The organism is Micromonospora coerulea, assembly GCF_016598485.1.
Lineage (GTDB): Bacteria > Actinomycetota > Actinomycetes > Mycobacteriales > Micromonosporaceae > Micromonospora > Micromonospora coerulea.
Genome location: NZ_JAEMUW010000033.1, coordinates 1 through 19,296 on the forward strand (window position 1 = coordinate 1; position 19,296 = coordinate 19,296).

The 19,296-nt window shown below is 70.3% G+C and carries 12 protein-coding genes; 10 read left to right on the forward strand and 2 right to left on the reverse strand.

Annotated elements, in window-relative coordinates; genetic code table 11:
- Positions 1-407: 407 nt before the first annotated feature.
- Entirely contained in the window at positions 408-704 is a 297-nt protein-coding gene (locus I8N68_RS28460; RefSeq protein WP_200215640.1) for a protein-tyrosine phosphatase family protein, read from the reverse strand.
- Positions 705-858: 154 nt separating this feature from the next.
- Complete coding sequence (locus I8N68_RS28465; RefSeq protein ID WP_200215642.1) at positions 859-1,410, reverse strand: NADPH-dependent F420 reductase; 552 nt, start codon at positions 1,408-1,410, stop codon at positions 859-861.
- A gap of 13 nt (positions 1,411-1,423) precedes the next feature.
- Here I8N68_RS28465 and I8N68_RS28470 point away from each other — a divergent pair, with 13 nt between their 5' ends.
- From I8N68_RS28470 to I8N68_RS28515, 10 genes are all read left to right on the forward strand, one after another.
- The gene (locus tag I8N68_RS28470; protein WP_200215644.1) at positions 1,424-1,681 is read left to right on the forward strand and encodes a hypothetical protein; all 258 of its coding nucleotides are present in this window, start codon (positions 1,424-1,426) and stop codon (positions 1,679-1,681) included.
- A gap of 1,044 nt (positions 1,682-2,725) precedes the next feature.
- Positions 2,726-3,505: a thioesterase II family protein gene (locus I8N68_RS28475; RefSeq protein ID WP_200215646.1), complete on the forward strand. Its 780-nt coding sequence runs from the start codon at positions 2,726-2,728 to the stop codon at positions 3,503-3,505.
- A gap of 4 nt (positions 3,506-3,509) precedes the next feature.
- Positions 3,510-4,019: a flavin reductase family protein gene (locus tag I8N68_RS28480; protein WP_200215648.1), complete on the forward strand. Its 510-nt coding sequence runs from the start codon at positions 3,510-3,512 to the stop codon at positions 4,017-4,019.
- Positions 4,020-4,276: 257 nt separating this feature from the next.
- Positions 4,277-5,341, forward strand: a complete 1,065-nt coding sequence (locus I8N68_RS28485) for a cytochrome P450 (protein ID WP_307813012.1) — start codon at positions 4,277-4,279, stop codon at positions 5,339-5,341.
- 29 nt (positions 5,342-5,370) lie between these two features.
- Positions 5,371-7,218, forward strand: coding sequence for a non-ribosomal peptide synthetase (locus I8N68_RS28490; protein ID WP_200215652.1), 1,848 nt, complete (start codon positions 5,371-5,373; stop codon positions 7,216-7,218).
- A 73-nt stretch (positions 7,219-7,291) separates the two neighbouring features.
- Positions 7,292-7,492, forward strand: a complete 201-nt coding sequence (locus I8N68_RS28495) for an MbtH family protein (protein WP_200215661.1) — start codon at positions 7,292-7,294, stop codon at positions 7,490-7,492.
- Between the two features lie 46 nt (positions 7,493-7,538).
- On the forward strand, positions 7,539-13,916 hold the full coding sequence (locus I8N68_RS28500) for a non-ribosomal peptide synthetase (RefSeq protein WP_200215663.1): 6,378 nt from the start codon (positions 7,539-7,541) through the stop codon (positions 13,914-13,916).
- Positions 13,913-17,224, forward strand: a complete 3,312-nt coding sequence (locus tag I8N68_RS28505) for a non-ribosomal peptide synthetase (protein WP_200215665.1) — start codon at positions 13,913-13,915, stop codon at positions 17,222-17,224. The genes I8N68_RS28500 and I8N68_RS28505 overlap by 4 nt, the downstream gene beginning before the upstream one ends.
- On the forward strand, positions 17,221-18,015 hold the full coding sequence (locus tag I8N68_RS28510) for a thioesterase II family protein (RefSeq protein WP_200215667.1): 795 nt from the start codon (positions 17,221-17,223) through the stop codon (positions 18,013-18,015). The genes I8N68_RS28505 and I8N68_RS28510 overlap by 4 nt, the downstream gene beginning before the upstream one ends.
- On the forward strand, positions 18,012-19,289 hold the full coding sequence (locus I8N68_RS28515; RefSeq protein ID WP_200215669.1) for an MFS transporter: 1,278 nt from the start codon (positions 18,012-18,014) through the stop codon (positions 19,287-19,289). Before I8N68_RS28510 ends, I8N68_RS28515 begins: the two co-directional genes overlap by 4 nt.
- Positions 19,290-19,296 lie beyond the last annotated feature (7 nt).

Sequence of the window (19,296 nt, forward strand, 5' to 3'; positions counted from 1 at the left end):
GTGGGCGTTGGGTGCCGTTGAGCGTTGGGTGCCGGTGGGCGTTGGGTGCCGTTCGGTGCCGTTGGGTGCCGTTGGGCGTTGGGTGCCGTTGAGTGCCGTTGGGCGTTGGGTGCCGTTGGGTGCCGTTGGGTGCAGTTGGGCGCCGTTCGATGCAGTTCAGCGCCGTTCAGCGCAGCCCGTTGCTCCCAGCCCGCTCCCCCATCAATCATCGGTGGACATACGGCGAGCGCCAACACGACCGCCGTCGGCCGTTGAGGTCCTCCATCCCACCTCGCCCACGCGCTCGTCAACGAGCAGCGTCAGATTCCGTCCGCTAGTGCAGGGGCGATTCCGCCGGTAGGCGCCGTTCGTCTGCCGTTACCCCGGCGGCAGCCCGGGCGAACGCCCTACCTCGATGGCGTGACCGGTCACAGCTGTTCGACGGCCTGCCTCAGTTCCGGGTTGAGTGTCCAGCCGTGCACCCCGAGCAGCCCGCGCAGCTCGGCCAGCGCGGAGCGCGCCGGTATGCCGGTGGCCAAGGTCGTGTAGCGGGCAGCGACCGCCGGCGTGCGACTCTGACCGGCGGCGCAATGCAGCAGCACCCCCCGGCCCTCCTTACGCAACTCGAGCACCATCCGGGCGGCCTGATCGACCACGACGTGCGGCTGCGCATTGGCGCCGGGCTGGTCGACCAGCCACGCCGACACCCGGTTGACGACGGCCACGTCGTCAAAGTCGTCACAGCCAACGCGACACAGGGAGACCACCGCGCCGGCGCCCTGCCCTTTAGTACGGCGGTCAGCGGCTCCAAGTGCCGGGCCAGCCGAAGAGGACCCGCGTCGACGCCCGGTTTGCCGGTCACCGTCGCGGCGAGCTCGATCACCCGCTGCTTGGCCTCGGTGTCGTCGCCACACACGAGGACGTCCTCGTGGTCGAGCATGTCTGCCTTACGGATGAGCGTCGCCGCTGAGAGGTGGTGGATGCGCCCACGACGTGGGAACTCGGCAGTAGGGCCTGGGCGCTCTCGGCGGCCGACGTCGGACCCAGGTCGAGCCCATACGGGCCTCGCTTGTCGAAGCCGAGCGGGTTGACGCAGCTGATCACTACCTTACCGCCCAGCTGTGGGGCCAGCGTGGCGACGAGGTCGTCGTGCCCGTCGTACGGGACGGCAAGGAGCACCAGGTCAGCCGTCTCGGCGGCGTCCGCATTGGTCGCACCGCGAACCGAGCCGGCCCCGCTGACGCGCTCGTCGAGCACGGCGGCCGCGTCGACGGCGCGCTCCTCCGAGCGCGACCCGAGGATCACGTCGTGCCCGCCCTTGGCGAACCGGTAGCCGTAGGTGGATGTCGAGCCGCTCCCGCTGCCGCCGTCACTGTGGCCGGCGTAGGCGCGCGCCCGCGCCGAAGCCGACCTCCACGCGAACGTACGCAACAGCCCGCGCCGGATGAGCCGAGCAGAAATCACGAGCCTGGTGACGGCGCTCGGCGACATCGCCGCCGCGCTCCGCAACGCCGACCCCGCCGACAAGTCCGAGGTCTACCGGCAACTCGGCCTCCGGCTCACGTACCAGGCTGAAACGCAAACGGTGCGCGCCGCATTGGATCTCAGCGCGCACCGTGGGGTAATGGTTTGTGTCCGAGGGGCGACACCGACCATTACCCCACCGCCGATGACGATCGGCAAGAGTTTGAAGCTCATGTAAGCAGAGCCGCCTTGGTGCCCCCTTCGGGTCCACGAAGGGGGCACCAGGCAGGAGGCCCGGCGGCGGCCCGGCCCGGCAGGGCCGGGCCGGGCCGGGCCGGGCCGGGCCGGTTGGTCGTCGCCGGTAGCGGCTCGGCCCGGCCATCGTCCGCGCGCGCTGGTTGGCCGGGTCGTAACGGGGAGAGGGTCCGGACGGCGGCGCAGGGTCGCCTGCGGGTGCCTGAATGCGGTCCGACGCGCCGCACCGGCTGAGAGTCTGACCCACCGGGAACGTCCTTGCCACCGGTCGTCACCGGTGGGCCCCATCAAAGCGTGTCCCCGCTGCCCGTGGTGGCGACTTGCCGGAGGAAGCGCACGCACGGGCGAGGGAGCCGGCCGTCACCGGGCCGGACCCCGCGGCGTCCTCAGACGCCCTCCATCGCGATGAAAATGGCTCACTGATTGGCCGAGACCAGCTGGCGCCAACGCCGACCCCGACGGCAGCGGCGGAAGGGATTTGCCACCAATTGCATAGCACCATGTCGATACCCTGTCTACCCCGTCCGACCTGGGAATACACGTCGGACGCAAACACAGAAGATCGAGGTCAGCCAAACAATCGACACCCGGCGACCTTGCCAGCGTCAGGGGTGGTCGCTACGATGATGTCGCTTCGGACGCGTGACGTCCGCATAGGCGAGCGACGCTCTGCACGGGGGTGCATTTTGGTTCAGATTCTGGGAATCCCTATACGGATGCTGCGGCTCAACGCAGCGCCTGCCGTCTCGTTCGACCATAGCGAGCCGATCGGCGGAGTTTAATCCCGCATTTCCTGCGTCGGCTCCCCGAACGATAATCTCGCCCTGCCTGCTTTCCTGCCTGCCTGCCGATAATTGGTGTCTCCGCGCGCCCGGTCCAGCATCGCGGCCCGGCCCACTCGCGCGACTTCGACGACCGGCATCCGGCGACACAGTTGACCTCTTTGGAGCAGAGAGCGAGGGTGGCGTCCGCACGCAACCCGGAACCGAACCCACGAGTTCTGAACAGTCAAAGGAATTCGAAGTATATGAGCGCGCTCTCGTCCAGAAAGTCATCGCCGCCCTGGCTACTCCGGGATCCTTCGGATTCCGCCCGGGCTCGGCTGTTCTGTTTCCGCTATTCCGGCGTCGGCGCATCCATGTTCTCACAATGGCCGCGACTCGTAGGCGACATCGAGATCTGCCCGATCCAGCTACCCGCCAGGGAGAACCGGCTGCGCGAGCCGCACTTCGGCACCTACGAGGAACTAGCCCGCAGCATCATCGATCCGCTGCTGCCCTACCTCGACCGCCCCTTCGCGTTCTTCGGGCACTGCGCGGCCGCCCTCCCGGCGTTCGAGGTAGCGCACCGGCTCCACGAGGAGGGCCTGCCGACCCCCGATTCCCTCGTCGTCTCCGCCCAGGTCGCCCCGCACCACTGCCCCTTCGACCGGTATCTCGAACTGGCCGACGAGCAGCTGCTCGTCGAGCTGGGAGCGCTGGTCCAGGCGCGGGGCGGCAAGCCACACCCGATGCTTCTCGGCATGATGCTGGACGTGCTGCGCCAGGATCTGGAGTCGAACCGGGTCTACCGGCGACCCAAACCGGTATCGCTGCCGACCCGGATTGTCGCGCTCCACTGGGAGTCCGACGTGGAGATCCGGCAGGACCAGTTGCTGGGCTGGTCTCAGTACGCCGAGTCGGTCTCCTTCGAGGTGCTCGACGGTGGGCACTTCGACTTCCTCTCCGCACCGGCCGAGCTCATGGACGTGCTGGCCCGCTCCCTCGGCTCGACCGCGAGCAGCATCGACGAGCCGGCGATGGGCTGACGACATGCCGGAGATCAGCGCGTCGGCCGCGCCACTCAAACCCACCCTGCCGCACCTGCGGCACACGTTGGGCCATTTCCCGACCGGCGTCACCGTGGTCACCACAATTGATGACGGCAAGCCGGTCGGAGTCTGCGCAAATTCTTTCGTGAGCGTTTCCCTCGAGCCGCCACTGGTCGGCGTCTTCCTGAAGAACACATCACGGACGTTGTCCTCCCTGCGACGGTCGGGGTCGCTGGTCATCAACATTCTGGCGGACCGTCAGGAGCACATCGCACGCGCATTCGCCGCCCCGGATGGCGACCGTTTCGCCAATGTCGATTGGCGCGTCTCCAGTCTTTCCGGCGCGCCCGTTCTCGACGGCGTCTGCGCCTGGCTCGATTGCCGCACCGATCGTATGATCATGTACGGCGACCACTATCTCATGCTAGGTTGTGTCGTGGATTCCGGATTCAACACCGACAGCATGCCCCTGCTGTTCCACCGCTCCCGGTACGTGAACATATCCGGCTGAGCAACCCGCGACCACCGAAGAACGAAAGCCTTCGTCAATTGCGCGCTACATCGCGTTCATGCAGCGCGCAATGAATCAGACCAATAAGGATTAGTGTGCTTACGCGGACCCCGGTGTCGTCTGATGACCTCGCGGATCTGAATCTTCTGGATCCGTCCCTGCACAGCAATTACGACCTCACTTCACTGTGGCGCAGATTGCGCGCCGAGGCACCTGTCTGGCGCCATCCGGCTGTCGGCTGCGCGCCCGGCTTCTGGGTGCTAAGCAAGCATGCCGACGTGCTGGCCGCCTACCGGAACAGCAAGCAGTTCACCTCGATGAACGGAAACATGCTCGGCACCCTGCTGCGCGGCGGCGACTCCGCTGGCGGGCGGATGCTCGTGGTGACCGACGGCGGACGGCACTCGGCGCTCCGCCGGCTCATGCAGACCGGCTTCGGCCCGCGCATCCTCGGAGTCGTCGGCGAGTTCGTCGAGCGCGCCACCGCCGAGGTGCTCGCGGCAGCGCTGGAACGCGGCGATTGCGACTTCGCCGCGGACGTCGCCTCCGCCATCCCGCTCGCCGCCATCTGCGAACTGCTGGCCGTGCCGGTCGCGGATAGGCCACGGATCCTCGATCTCACTCGGTCCGCCCTGGAGTCCGAGCACGACGCTCAGCCGTCGATCCGGTCCCGGCTGGCGCAGAGCGAAATCCTGCTGTACTACGCCCGGCTCGCGGCCAAACGGCGGGGCGACCCCGGCACCGACGCGGTCAGCATGCTCGCCACCGGCCTCGTCGAGGACCGGCCGCTGACGGACGAGGAAGTAGTGCTCAACTGCTACAACCTCATCATCGGCGGCGACGAGACCGCGCGGCTGTCTATGACCAGCGGGGTGCTGGCGCTCATGGAGCACGGCGGCGAATGGGAGAGGTTCAGCCGCGGCGAGGTCGCGGTCCCCGACGCTGTCGAGGAGATCCTGCGCTGGACCACCCCGGCGATCCACGTGGGGCGGATGGCCGGCACAGACGTGGAGGTCCGAGGCACCACGATCCGGGCCGGCGAGGTCGTCACGATGTGGAACGTGTCGGCCAACCGCGATGAAGACGTCTTCGACCGCCCGGACGAGCTGATCCTGGACAGGACGCCGAACCGGCATGTCACGTTCGGGCACGGACCGCACTTCTGCCTCGGCGCTCACCTGGCCAAAGTAGAGCTCCGGGCCCTCCTGGCGTATCTGCAACGCAATGTGGCGGCCATGGAGCCGAACGGCTCCGGGCACTGGCTCAGCTCCAACTTCCTCAACGGGGTGGAGAGCTTGCCGATAACGCTGAAAGCACGATGACTTCGCACCGGACACGGGGGTTCCAGTAGATGTTCGCCAGCAGGTCCCACACCGCCGGATCTTTCGACCCGGCGCTGACGGTGCCCGGCGCGTTTGACGCGGTCGCGGCGGCGGTTCCGGACAACGTCGCGCTCGACGGCGTCGCCGGCCGCCTGACGTACGCTCAGCTCCGCGCGCGCAGCGAGGTGTTGTCCGCTGCGCTGGGGCGGCGCGGCGTCGGGCTCGGCACCGTCGTCGGCGTCCACCTCGAGCGGTCCTTCGACTCGCTCATCACGTATCTCGCCATCCTCAAGGCCGGCGGCAGCTACCTGCCGCTCTCGCCGGAGTATCCCCCGTCCCGGCTGAAGCTCCTGCTGAGCGATGCGGGTGCGGTGTTCGTCGTGGCCGCCGAGCTACCGCCGTGGTCGGCCGAGGTGGACAGTCCGGTGGTCACGCTGGCCCGGCTCCGCTCCGACGGCGGCGGCAGCGGCGACGAATCGGCCGCCAGCCACCCCATGCCGGTTACCCCGGAGGACGTGGCCTACGTCATGTACACGTCCGGCTCCACGGGAACGCCGAAAGGAGTCCTGGTCACTCATCGCAACATCGTGCAGCTCGTTCGGGACCAGGATTATCTGGACTTCGGCGCCGGAGAGGCGTTCCTGCACCTGTCACCGACCGCGTTCGACGCTTCGACGTTCGAGATCTGGGGCGCGTTGTTGTCCGGCGCACGGCTGGTGCTCGCACCTTCCGGGCGGTCGGCTCTCGCCGATCTGCCGGTCCTGCTGCGGGAGCGCGGGGTCTCCGCGATGTTCCTGACCACGCCGCTTTTCCACGAGCTGATGGACAGCGACCCGGGCGCGCTGGATCCGGTCCGGCAGGTGCTGGTCGGCGGCGAACCCATGTCCGTCGAGCGTGCCCTGCTGCTGGCTCGGAGGCGCAGCGCAGCAACCGGCGGCACGGCACCGGCCAGCGTGGCCGCGAACGTCTACGGCCCGACCGAGACGACGACGTTCGCCACCGCGTTCCGGCTGGACCAGTTGGACGGCAACGACAAGAGCGTGCCGATCGGCCGGCCGCTCAGCCACACCAGCGTGTATCTACTGCGCGAGGACGGCTCACCCGCCGCCGAAGGCGAGTCCGGGGAGATCTACATCGGCGGCGCCGGGGTATCCCGGGGCTACCTGGGTCGTCCGGCGCAGACGGCGGAGCGCTTCCTGCCGGACCCGTTCTCCGGCGTACAGGGCGCGCGGATGTACCGGTCGGGGGACGTCGGTCGGCTGCGGCCAGACGGCGCGATCGAGTTCCTCGGTCGAATCGACAACCAGGTCAAGATCCGGGGGTTCCGGATCGAGCCGGTGGAGGTCGAGGAGGCGCTGCTCAACCACGCGGGCGTACGGGAGGCGGCGGTTGTCGCCGTGCCGGTACCGGACGGGGTGCGGCTGGCCGCGTACGTGGTGCCCGGGGCCGGTCAGAGCGCGGAGCTCACCCCGGTCGCGCTCGCGACCTACCTGCGCGGCCTGGTGCCCGGCTTCATGGTGCCGTCGTGGTTCGTCACCCTCTCCGAGCTGCCCCGCACCGTCACCGGCAAGCTGGACAGACGCGAGCTGCCCGCGCTGGACGAGGCGGATCTGCCCCGCTTCTCCGGTGGCCCCACTGGCGGGCCCGGTGACGAGGACGGCCCGCTGAGCCCGACCGAGGAGCGGCTGGTCGAGATCTGGAAGCAGATCCTCCAGGTGGAGACCGTCGGCATCGACGACGACTTTTTCAGCCTGGGCGGCGACTCGATCCGCATCCTGCGGGTCCTCGCCGAGGCCGAGGCTCGCGGCTTGGAGCTGAGCCTGGTCCAGCTGTTCGAGCACACCACGATCCGGGAGCTCGCCGCCTCCGTCCAGTGACCCCGCAGCAGCCGGACGACGTCCGCCACAGGCGGACGCCCGGAAGACCGCAATTCTCCCGAAAGGAAACGCAATGACGGACGCCATCAACTTCTTCGTAGTGATCAACGACGAGGAGCAGTACTCGATCAGCCCGACTCACCTGCCGATGCCCGCCGGGTGGCGGTCGGTCGGCGTCGAAGGCGACAAGCAGACCTGCCTCGACTGGATCGAGCAGAACTGGACGGACATGCGCCCGGCCAGCCTGCGACGTCGGATGTCCACGTCGGCCTAGCCAGCACGTCACCCCGAGCGAAACACCACCCCGGACGGAGTCACTGATGGCTGAGCCGAAGAGGCACGGCGCACGCCAGGACCTGCTGGCGAAGATGCTGGGCGAGCTGGGGCACGCCTCGGCCGCCGATGGGCGGCGGCGTCCGGCCACGATCCCCCGGGTCCTGCGGAGCGGGTCGCTGCCGTTGTCGTACGCCCAGGAACGGCTGTGGTTCTTCGAGCAGATGCGGCCCGGAACGGCCGTCTACCACATCCCGATGGTGTTCCGGCTGACGGGCCGGCTCGACGAGCCGAGGCTGCGCGCCGCGTTGTCCACGATGGTCGAGCGACACGAGGTGTTGCGGACCGTCCTCCGGTCGTTGGACAGCCGGGCTGCGCAGACCGTCCGGGATGCCATGGACCTCCCGTTCGAGACCGGCGAGGCGCCGACCGTGGCAGCCGCGCTGGAGCGTGTGCTGGCAGTGGCCAGCGCACCGTTCGACCTGGCCGACGGGCCGTTGCTGCGCGTGGTGCTGCAGCGGGTCGGGCCCGGCGAGTGGGTCCTTGGGGTCGTGCTGCACCACGTCGTCTTCGACGGCTGGTCGATGGGCGTGTTCGTACGTGAGCTGACCACCCTTTACCAGGGCGGTCAGCTCGACCCTCTGCCGATCCAGTACGGCGACTACGCGGTCTGGCAACGGGACTGGTTCGCGTCCGGCGTCCTGGACGAGCAGCTCGACTATTGGCGCCAACGGCTGGCCGGCGCGCCGGCGGCCCTGGAACTGCCGACCGACCGTCCCCGCCCGCCGGTGCAGTCCTTCCGGGGTGCCCGTGAACAGGTGACGATCCCGGCGCACCTGACCGCCGCTGTCCGGCGGCTGTGCCAGGACGAGGGTGTCACGCCCTTCATGCTTCTGCTGACCGCCTTCAAGGTGCTGATTTCCCGGTACACCGGCCAGACCGACATCGTGGTGGGCGCGCCGATCGCCAACCGCGCTCGGGTCGAGACCGAGGCGCTGCTCGGCTACTTCATCAACACGGTCGTGCTGCGCACCGACCTGTCCGGCGAACCCACCGGCCGGGAGCTGCTGGCGCGGGTCCGCGACACCGCGTTGGGCGCGTACGCCCACCAGGATCTGCCGTTCGAACGCCTCGTCGACGAGCTCCGGCCGGAGCGGGACCTCAGCCGCTCCGCCCTGTTCCAGACCCTGTTCGTGCTCCAGAACGCTCCCACGGGCAGGCTGGATCTGCCCGAGCTCGCCGTCGCGCCGCTGGCCGTGGACACCGGCATCGCCAAGTTCGACCTGACCTTCGACCTGCAGGAGGCCGGTGACCGGATCACCGGCGAAGTCGAGTACAGCACCGACCTGTTCGACCGGGACATCGTCCGCGGCCTCTTCGCCGCCTATATGACCCTGCTGACGGCCTTGACGGCCGACCCCGGCGCGCCGGTCTCCCGTCTCCCGGTTCTCGACGAGGGGGCCCGGCTGCGGCTCGACGAACCCAACGCGACCGAACGCGAGTGGACCGGCGCGCGGCTGCTGCACGAGCTGGTCGAGGAGCAGGCGGGCCGTACGCCGGAAGCCACAGCCCTGATCTGCGGCGCCGAGCGGCTCACCTACCGCGACCTGAACTCCCGGGCCGACCGCCTCGCCCACCGGCTCCGTGAGCGGGGAGTCGGGCCGGACGTCGTCGTCGGTCTCTGCGTGGAGCGCTCCGCCGATCTGGTCACGGGGCTCCTCGGCGTGCTGAAGGCCGGCGGCGCGTACCTGCCCATGGATCCGGATTATCCCACCGACCGGCTCACCTACATGGTCGAGGACTCCGGCACCCGGGTCGTGCTGACCGACTCCGCACACGCCGGCCGGTTCGCCGCCCCGCACGTGACGCTGCTGGACGACCTGCTCGACGGGCCCGCCGGGCCGGAGCGGCGACCGGCAAGCGGGGCCGGTCCGGGGAACCTCGCCTACGTCATCTACACCTCCGGGTCGACCGGCCGGCCCAAGGGCGTGATGATCGAGCACCGGACGATCGTCAACCACCTGCGCGGCACCATCGCACAGATCGGGTTCACCGCCGGGGACCGTCTGCTCGCGGTCACCACGGTCTCGTTCGACATCGCCGGCCTGGAGATCTTCGCACCGTTGTCGGTGGGTGCCACCTGCGTACTCACCGCGCCCGGCGAGTCGGCCGACGCGGCGGCGCTGATGCGGTTGCTGGACCGGCACGACATCACGCTGATGCAGGCCACTCCGGCCACCTGGCGGCTGCTGCTCGACTCGGGCTGGGCCGGCCGGCCCGGTCTGCGGCTGCTCTGCGGCGGTGAGGCCTTCCCGCCGGACCTGGCCGCCGAGCTGACCGCCCGCACCGCCGAGGTGTGGAACATGTACGGCCCCACCGAGACCACCGTGTGGTCACTGACCACGTGTGTCGAGCCACCGGGTCCGGCGACCACCACCGTACCGATCGGCTCGCCGATGGCGAACACCCGGGGTTACATCGTCGACCGGCTCGGCCGGCGGGTGCCGCCCGGGGTCACCGGCGAGTTGCTGATCGGCGGGCACGGCGTGGCCCGCGGCTACCTCGGCCGTCCAGGGCTGACCGCCGAGCGCTTCGTCCCCGACGTCCACGGCGGCCGGCCGGGTGAGCGGCTGTACCGCACCGGCGACCTGGTCAGGCAACGTCCGGACGGCCGGCTGGAGTTCCTCGGCCGCGTCGACCATCAGGTCAAGCTCAGGGGCTTCCGGATCGAGCTCGGCGAGATCGAGGCCGCGTTGAGCCGGCAGGAGCACGTCCGCGCCTGTGCGGTCGTGCTGCGTGAGGACAAGCCGGGCGACCGGCGCCTGGTCGGCTACCTGGTCGGCGACAACGTCGATCTCTCGGTCTCCGCCATCCGCGACGACCTCAAGCGGCAGTTGCCCGACTACATGATCCCGTCCGCCCTAGTGGTCCTCGACGCACTGCCGTTGACCGCGAACGGCAAGGTGGACCGCACGTCGCTGCCCGCACCGGCTACCGGACGCGACCAGCTCGGCACGCCGTTCACGCCGGCTGTCACCGCCACCGAACGGGTGCTGGCCGGGATCTGGGCGGAGGTGCTCGGCGTGCCCGCCGACCAGGTCGGTGTGCACGACAACTTCTTCGAGCTCGGCGGCAACTCCCTGCTCGCGGTCGCCTTGGTGTCCCGGATCTCGACGGCGGTGGACGTCCGGGTACCGCTGCAGGATCTCTTCGCGCGGCCCACGGTCGCCGCGGTCGTCGCAATGCTGGCCGCACGGCCGGGTGGGGCGGAGGAGGACGTCCCCACCGCCGCGCAGTGGAAGGCCGGCACCATTGCGAGGGTGCCTCGGGACGGGTCCCTACCGCTGTCGTTCGCGCAGGAGCGGCTCTGGTTCTTCGAGCAGTTGCGGCCGGGCACGGCGGTCCACCACGTCCCCGCGGTCTTCCGGCTGCGCGGCAGGCTGGACGAGCGGAAGCTGCGAGACGCACTGGCCGGTGTGGTAGCGCGGCACGAGGTGCTGCGCACCGTCTATCCGGCGGTGGACGGCAAGGCCGGACAGGTGATCCTGGACGACGTCGACCTGCCGTTCGAGACCGACGCTCTGTCCGGTCTCGGCGTGGCAGCGTTCGACGCCGCGCTTCGGCGCACGGAGTCGGTTGCCGCGGCCGGCTTCGACCTGACGACCGGTCCGCTGCTGCGCGCGCTGCTGCTCCGGATAGGCGCGGAGGATCACCTCTTCGCGGTCGTCATGCACCACATCGTGTTCGACGCCTGGACCATGGGTGTGTTCGTCCGTGAGCTGACCCAGCTCTACCAGGGCGATCGGCCTGCGCCGCTGACCGTCCAGTACGCGGACTACGCGGTGTGGCAGCGCCGTCTGCTTGAGTCCGGCGAACTGGACGCCGAGGCGGCGTACTGGCGGGAGCGCCTGGCTGGGGCACCCGCCCTGCTGGAGCTGCCCACCGACCGGCCGCGTCCGCCGGTGCAGTCGTTCCAGGGTGACCGCCGGACGTTGGTCCTTCCGACGCCACTGACCGCAGCAGTACGGCGTACGGCGCACAGCGAGGGCGTGACCACCTTCATGCTGCTGCTGACCGCGTTCAAGCTCGTCCTGTCCCGCTACAGCGGGCAGACGGACATCGTGGTCGGGGCGCCCATCGCCGGCCGCACCCACATCGACACCGAGCCGCTGATCGGCTTCTTCATCAACACCCTGGCGCTCCGCACCGATCTGTCCGGCGACCCCACCGTGCGAGAGCTGCTGGCCCGGGTGCGGGAGACCACGCTGGGCGGCCTGGCCCACCAGGAGCTGCCGTTCGAGCGGCTGGTCGACGAACTTCAGCCACGCCGCGACCTGAGCCACTCACCGCTCTTCCAAGTGCTGCTGAACTACCAGGACGAGGCGGAGATCGACGTACAGGCCGGGGGCGTGCACTGGTCCGTCGAGCCGGACTCGACCCGGGCGTCCAACTTCGACCTGACCCTGTACGCCCTGGAGAAAGCCGCCGGGCTGGAGCTGGCCGTCGCGTACAGCGCCGACCTGTTCGACGCCGACCGGATCCAGGTGCTGCTCGGCCACCTGGTGGAGGCGCTCCGGTTCGTCACCGCCGCCCCGGAGAGCCCCGTCTCGGCCCTGCACCTGACCGGGCCGGCCGGGACGGAGAACGCCCCGGCGGCCGGCGGCGAGGAGCTCGCGGCGGCGTTCGCGCGGCAGGCCGGCTTGCATCCCGGACGCGTCGCGCTCGTCGACCGGTCCGGCCCGCGCACCTACCGCCAACTGGCCGGTGACATCGAGGATCTGGTCGCCCGGCTCCGGGAGCTGGGCGTCGGCCGCCGCGATCGGCTGCGGATCACCTGCCGCCGCGACCACCGCATGGTGGTCGGCCTGCTGGCGGCCGCCGGCATCGGCTGCACAGCGGTGCTGGTGAGCGACAGGCTGCCGGACGGCCGGCTGGAGCGCCTCGACGCGGCCGCCCGCCCGACGGTCCGCCTGCTCCCGGACGGCGACTCAGGGCTGCGTATCGAACCGGCGGACGAGCGGGTGCCCGGTCCGGAGGGCTTCGGTTACGTGCTCTTCACCTCCGGCAGCACAGGCATGCCGAAGGCCGTCCTCGCCGACGGCTGGCCGCTGTCAGCGTTCCTCGACTGGTATCGCGAGGAATTCGCCCTCACGGACGCCGACCGGTTCGCCGTGCTCTCCGCCTCGGGTCACGACCCGCTCCTGCGTGACGTGCTGACGCCCCTGGTGGTCGGCGCCACCAGTTACTGGCCGGAGGAGGAGGTGCTGCGGGACCCGGCCCGGCTGCTGTCCTGGCTTGCCGGGCACGGCATCACCGTACTCAATCTCAGTCCCGCCCTGGGCGGCATGCTACGGACCGTCTCGGGCGCGCACCCGGTGCCATCGGTACGCCTGGTGGGCAGCGGGGGCGACGTCCTGACCGCTCCCCTGGTCCAGGATCTGCGCCGGCTGTTCCCTGCGGCAGAAGTAGCGAACTACTACGGCGCGACCGAGACACCGCAGGTGGTCAGTTGCCACCGCGTGCCCGGGGACGCCGCGACAGGCTCCGTGCCGCTGGGCCGTGGCGCCAACGGTGCGGTGCTGGAGATCCGCCGCCCCGACGGGGTGCCCGCGGGCACCAGCGAGCTGGGCGAGATCCATGTCCGCAGTCGGCGCCTGGCCCGGGGATACCTGGAATCCACCGTGGATGGCCTGGTCGTCCGCCCACTCGGCACCGCCGGAACAGACAGCTATCCGACCGGAGATCTCGGCAGGTACCGCCCGGACGGGCTCATCGACTTCCACGGCCGGCGTGACCGGCAGGCGAAGGTGCGCGGCTATCGCATCGAGCCGGCCGACATCGAGGCGGCGCTGGCCGCACTGCCGCACGTCGCCGAGTCGGCGGTGGCCGTCGAGCCCGGCACCGATTGGCTCTTCGCCTGTGCCGTGCTCGACCACCGACCGGCGGACGTGGACCGGCTGCGGGATGAGCTCCGCAATCAGCTACGGGCCCAGCTGCCCGAATACATGCTTCCACAGTTGGTGCTGACGCATGATCCGCTGCCGCGGCTGGCCACCGCAAAGGTGGATACCGCGTCGCTGGTCCCCTTCGCCCGGGAGCGTTTCGCCGCGGGCCGGGCAAAGGCCGAGCCGGGCAGCCCGCTGGAGCTGATCCTCGCCGAGGTGTGGACCAGCACGCTCGAGGTCGCGCCCGCGCGGCTGGACGAGAGCTTCTTCGACACCGGGAACTCGCTGCTGCTCACCCAGTTCGTGGCACGGGTCAACGCGGTTCTCGGGCCGCACCTGGCGGTGGCCGACGCGTTCCACAACCCCACCGTCGCTGCGCTGAGCAAGCTGCTGGCCGGCACCCCGGCCGAGCACGCCGCCCGGGAGCTCCTCGCCGACGTGCAGGCCGAACTGAAGCAGGAAGAGGGATCACCGCTATGACCGACCTTCGCCCCGACCGGACCGTCGCCCCGGACCGGCTGCGCGGAAAGCTGGCCGACCGGCTCTCCCATCTGATGGCCTCGGGCGGGCCGGCTCGGATCCCGCGCCGCCCCGCCGGGGCAACGCCACCGCTGACCAGCGGGCAGCGCCGGCTCTGGTTCTTCGAGCAGTTGGACCCCGGAACCGCCGCCTACCATATTCGGCTGGTGCTGCGGTTGCGCGGCGATCTGGACGAGCCGGCGCTGCGGGCCGCGCTGGACGGCGTGGTCGCCCGGCACGAGGTGTTGCGCACGACGTTCCCGGCGGTTGACGGAAGCCCGGTGCAATCCGCGGCGGACAAGGCCGACGTCCCGTTCGACGTAGCCGAGGTGCGGTCGGCCGAGGACGGGCTCGACTGGATTAGGGTCACCGCGGCGGAGCCGTTCGACCTGGCCACCGGGCCGCTGCTGCGCGCCCTGCTGGTGCGGGTGACCGGCGACGAGTGGCTGTTCGCGGTGACGATGCACCACATCGTCTCCGACGGCTGGTCCATGAGGCTCTTCGTCCGCGAGCTGACCGCCCTGTATGGGGGCGGCAGCCTGGAGCCGTTGCCTGTTCAGTACGGCGACTACGCCGCATGGCAACACCAATGGCTCGGCTCGGGCGTGACCGACCGGCAGCTCGAGTACTGGCGCAGCCAGCTGGCCGGCGCACTCGCCGTCCTGGAACTGCCGACCGACCGGCCGCGCCCGGCGGTGCGGTCATACCGGGGTGCCCGGGAGCCGGTCGAGATTCCCACGGCTTTGACGGCGGCCGTCCGGCAGCTGTGCCAGGACGAGGGGGTGACCGTCTTCATGCTGTTGCTGGCCGCGTACAAGCTGCTGCTGTCCCGCTTCAGCGGGCAGACGGACGTGGTGGTCGGCGCGCCGATCGCCGGACGGGCCCAGGTGGGCACTGAGTCCCTCATCGGCTTCTTCGTCAACACCCTCGTCCTGCGAACCAGCCTGGCCGGCAACCCCACCGGCCGGGAGCTGCTGGCCCGGGTCAGGAACACCGCGCTGGGCGCGTACGCGCACCAGGATCTGCCGTTCGAACGCCTCGTCGACGAGTTGCAGCCGGACCGCGACCTGAGCCATTCCCCCTTGTTCCAGGCACTGTTCGTGCTGCAGAACGCCCCCGGTGAGACACCGCAGCTGCCCGGCCTCGCCGTGGAACCGGTTCCGCAGGACGGCGGCACCGCCAAGTTCGATCTCAGTCTCGACCTGCAGGAGATCGGCGACCGGATCGTCGGCAGCCTCGAATACCGCACCGATCTGTTCGAGCGCGGCACCGTGCAGAACCTGCTGGCCTCCTACCTGACCTTGTTGGCCTCGCTCACCGAGACCCCGGACACGCCGGTCCTCCGGCTCCCGATCATCGAGCCGGGCCGGTACGCCGAGCTGACCGCCGCACCGCAGGCCCCGGCCCTGCCGGACAGGTGCCTGCACGAGGTGTTCGAGGAGCAGGTGGACCGCGCGCCGGAGGCGGTCGCCGTGGTATGCGGGAACGACCGGCTGACGTACCGAGAGCTGGACGACAGGGCGAACCTGCTGGCCCATTGGCTGCGCGAGCGGGGCGCCGGACCGGACACTCTGGTCGGGCTCTGCGTCGAACGTTCCGTCACGATGGTGGTCGCGGTGCTGGCCGTTCTCAAGGCCGGCGCGGCGTACCTGCCCATGGATCCGGCGCACCCGGCCGACCGGCTCACCTACACGGTGCGGGACGCCGGTGCCCGCCTCGTGCTGACGGAGGGGCACCTGGCCGGCCGGTTCACCGGATGTACGCAGGTCACCGTCCTGGAAGAGCTGCTGCCCACGCTCCCCGAGCAGTCCGCACGGCCGGCCGGGCAAGCGACCGCGGACAACCTGGCGTACGTTATCTATACCTCCGGGTCGACCGGCCGGCCCAAGGGAGTCATGATCGAGCACCGGCAGGTGCACGGCTTGTTCGCCGGCGCCCGCCGCCATATGGATCTGCGCTCGGACGACACCTGGCTGCTCGCCCACTCGATCGCGTTCGACGTGTCGGTCTGGGAGCTCTGGGGCGCCTTCCTGCACGGCGGGCGGCTCATGGTCGCCACTGCGGAGCAGGTCAAGGACCCCTTCGCGATGGAGGCGCTGGTCACTGGCGAGCGGGTGACCCGGCTGGGACTCACCCCGACCGCCTGCGCCAGCCTGGTCGCCACGCTGCCCGGGTTGGGGCCGCTGTCCCGGTCCCTGCGGTCGATCGTGTTCGCCGGCGAAGCGCTGTCGGCCACCGTGCTGGCCGCTGTCACCGCGCCGGACTGGTCACCGGAAGCACGCGTGGTGAACATGTACGGCACGACCGAGACGACCGTGCACGCGTCCTACTTCGAGGTCGACCCGGTGCACGCCCTGGCCGAGGTCAACCACGCCGGCGGTCCGCTGCCCGGCTACCGCTTCCACGTGGTCGACGCGCTTGGTCAACTGGTCCCGCCCGGGGTCGCCGGCGAGCTGCTGATCGGCGGCAGCGGCGTGGCGCGCGGCTACCTCGGCCGCCCGGCCCTGACCGCGGAGCGCTTCGTCCCCGACTCGTTCGGCGGACCGCCGGGCGATCGGCTCTACCGCACCGGCGACCTGGTCCGTCAACTTGCCGATGGCGGCCTGGAATACCTCGGCCGGATCGATCACCAGGTCAAGCTCCGCGGGTTCCGGATCGAGCTCGGCGAAATCGAGGCGGTGCTGGCTCGCCGCGCGGAGGTACGCGCCTGCGCGGTCGTTCTCCGCGAGGACACCCCCGGGGACAGGCGGCTGGTCGCGTATCTGGTCGGTGAGCCGGAGCGGATCTCGGTGACGGCGCTCCGTGACGAGCTGCGCCGGGAGCTGCCCGACTACATGGTTCCGGCAGCGCTGGTGGTTCTCAGTGAGCTGCCCCGGACCCCCAACGGGAAGATCGACCGGGCGGTGCTGCCGGCCCCCGAGACCGGCCGCGACCAGGTCGACACCCCACTGGTCGCGCCCCGCACCGAAGCGGAACGCACCCTCGCCGCGGTCTGGGCGCAGGTGCTCAACCTGCCGGTCGAGCAGATCGGCGTGCACGACAACTTCTTCGACCTTGGCGGCGACTCTCTGCGTACCGCCCGTGTCGTGGCGCTGCTGCGCAACGAGCGACTGGCCCTACCGCTGCGCGACATGTTCACCCAGCAGACCATCGCCGGTCAGGCGCTCCGGCTGGTCGCGGCAGAGCCGGAGGAGCGGCCCGCCACCGCCCCGTTCGCGCTGCTCGACCCCGCGGACCTGGCCAAGCTGCGGCACCGGGGTGCGCGATGACCTCGACCGCCCGAAATCCGTGGCTGTTCCTGCCACCGAACGCCCACAACGACGCCTTCCGGCTCTACTGCTTCCCGTACGCCGGCGCCGGCGCGCAGATCTACCGGCGCTGGACCGGGCTGCTGGGCGAGCGCGGCCGGGTCGTCCCGGTGACGCTTCCGGGCCGGGAGTCGCGGTTCCGGGAGCCGGCGTACACGGACCTGCGGTCGCTCGTCGACTCGCTGGCGGGCGGCGTGTCGGCGGAGTTGGACCGCCCGTACGCCCTGTTCGGACACAGCATGGGCGCGCTGATCGCCTTCGAGCTGGCCGCCGTGATCGCCGAGCGGGGCCTGCCGCTGCCGGAGGTGCTGTTCGTCTCCGGCCATCAGCCGCCCCACCTGCCCTCGGACCTGTCCGACTTCGACCCGACCACCGTGGCCTCCGCCCGCAGCAGCATGCGCCGGCTCGGCGTGCTCGGCCCCGACCTGGCCGACGGCTCGGACGTACTGGCCGAGGTGATGCTGCCGACGCTGAGCGCGGACATCTCGCTGTGCGCGAGCTACACGCTGCCCGCGCCCAAGCCGCTGCCGGTGGACATCGTGGCCCTCGGCGGCAACGCCGACCCCTCGGCCGGCCCGGCCGCGATCAGCGCTTGGTCCGCGTACACGACCCGCGATTTTGCCTGTCGCTTCTTCGACGGAGACCACTTCTTCATATCGAGCAACTTCGAGGAAGTGGCCACGCTGGTCTCCGCCTGGATCGACAGTCGGCCACCACGCTCGGCGACTACTACCACAGGACGTACAAGATGACGAACAAGATTGCAACCCCCACCGCCGCCAAGGAACCGGGGCTGCTGCGCACCAACCGGGACTTCCGCCAGTTCTGGTCGAGTCAGGGCCTGGTGGCCTACGGATCCCAGGTGGGGCTGATCGCCCTGCCCCTGATCGCCATCACCACGTTGCAGGCCGGCGCCGAGCAGGTCGGCGTGCTGGTCGCCCTGCAGCGGATCTCGTTCCCGCTGATCGGCCTGTTCGTCGGGGTGTGGCTCGATCGGGTCGACCGGCGCAAGGCGCTGATCTCGGGCGACATCGGGCAGGCCCTCCTGCTCACGGCCATTGTCGTCGTGTGGTGGCGGGGTCTGCTCAGCCTGCCAGTGCTGATCGGGCTGGCGGCGCTGGCGGGCGCGCTGTACGTGGTCTCCGAGATCGGGCACTTCGCGTTCTTGCCCGACGTGCTGTCCAGCCCTAAGGATTTGCTGAGTGCCAACACATACCTGCAGGTCACCGCGTCCACCGCAATGATCGTCGGGCCGAGCGCGGCGGGTCTGCTGGTCAGCTTGCTGGAGCCGACACCGACCCTGCTGGTCAACGCCGCCATGCTGTTCCTGTCGGCCATGCTGCTGACGCTGATGCGCACCCGGACAGCCGCCCGGACCGACGGCCCCCGGCCCGCCGAAGGGGTGTTGGCCGGCATCCGCGCCGGAATCGCCACGGTGTATCAGAACCCGACGCTGCGAGCGCTGGGCGAGATGGCCGGCATCTACATGTTCTTCTACACCGCCTTCCAGACGCTCGTGATCCTCTTCCTGGTCGAGACCCTGAAGCTCAGCAGCCTGCTGGTCGGCGTGTTCTTCGCGGCGTTCGGCGGCGGCTTCCTCCTGACCTCCCTGGTGGGCCGGCGGATCAGCGGGCGGCTCGGGGTCGGCCGCAGCATGGTGCTGGGCGCCCTGGTCGGCGACGTCGCGAGCGTGCTCGTCAGTGCCATCCCGGGCGGCTCGGTGACAGTCGCGGCCGTGCTGGCCGCGGCCTGTGCCGCCGTGATGGGCGCCGGCACGCAGATCAACACGGTCAACGCGGTGAGCATGCGGCAGGGCCTGACGCCGCCCCACCTCCAGGGGCGGGTCAACGCCACCATGCGGGTGATCGCCTGGGGTGTGGCACCGCTGGGCGGCCTGCTCGGCGGCGTGCTCGGCGGGCAGCTCGGCGTGAGGACCGGGCTGGCCGTGGCGGCCGCCGGCACGATCCTTGCCGCTGTCCGGCTCGCCGTCTCGCCCGCGGCACGCCTGCAGACGCTTCCCGACTAGCTGTCGA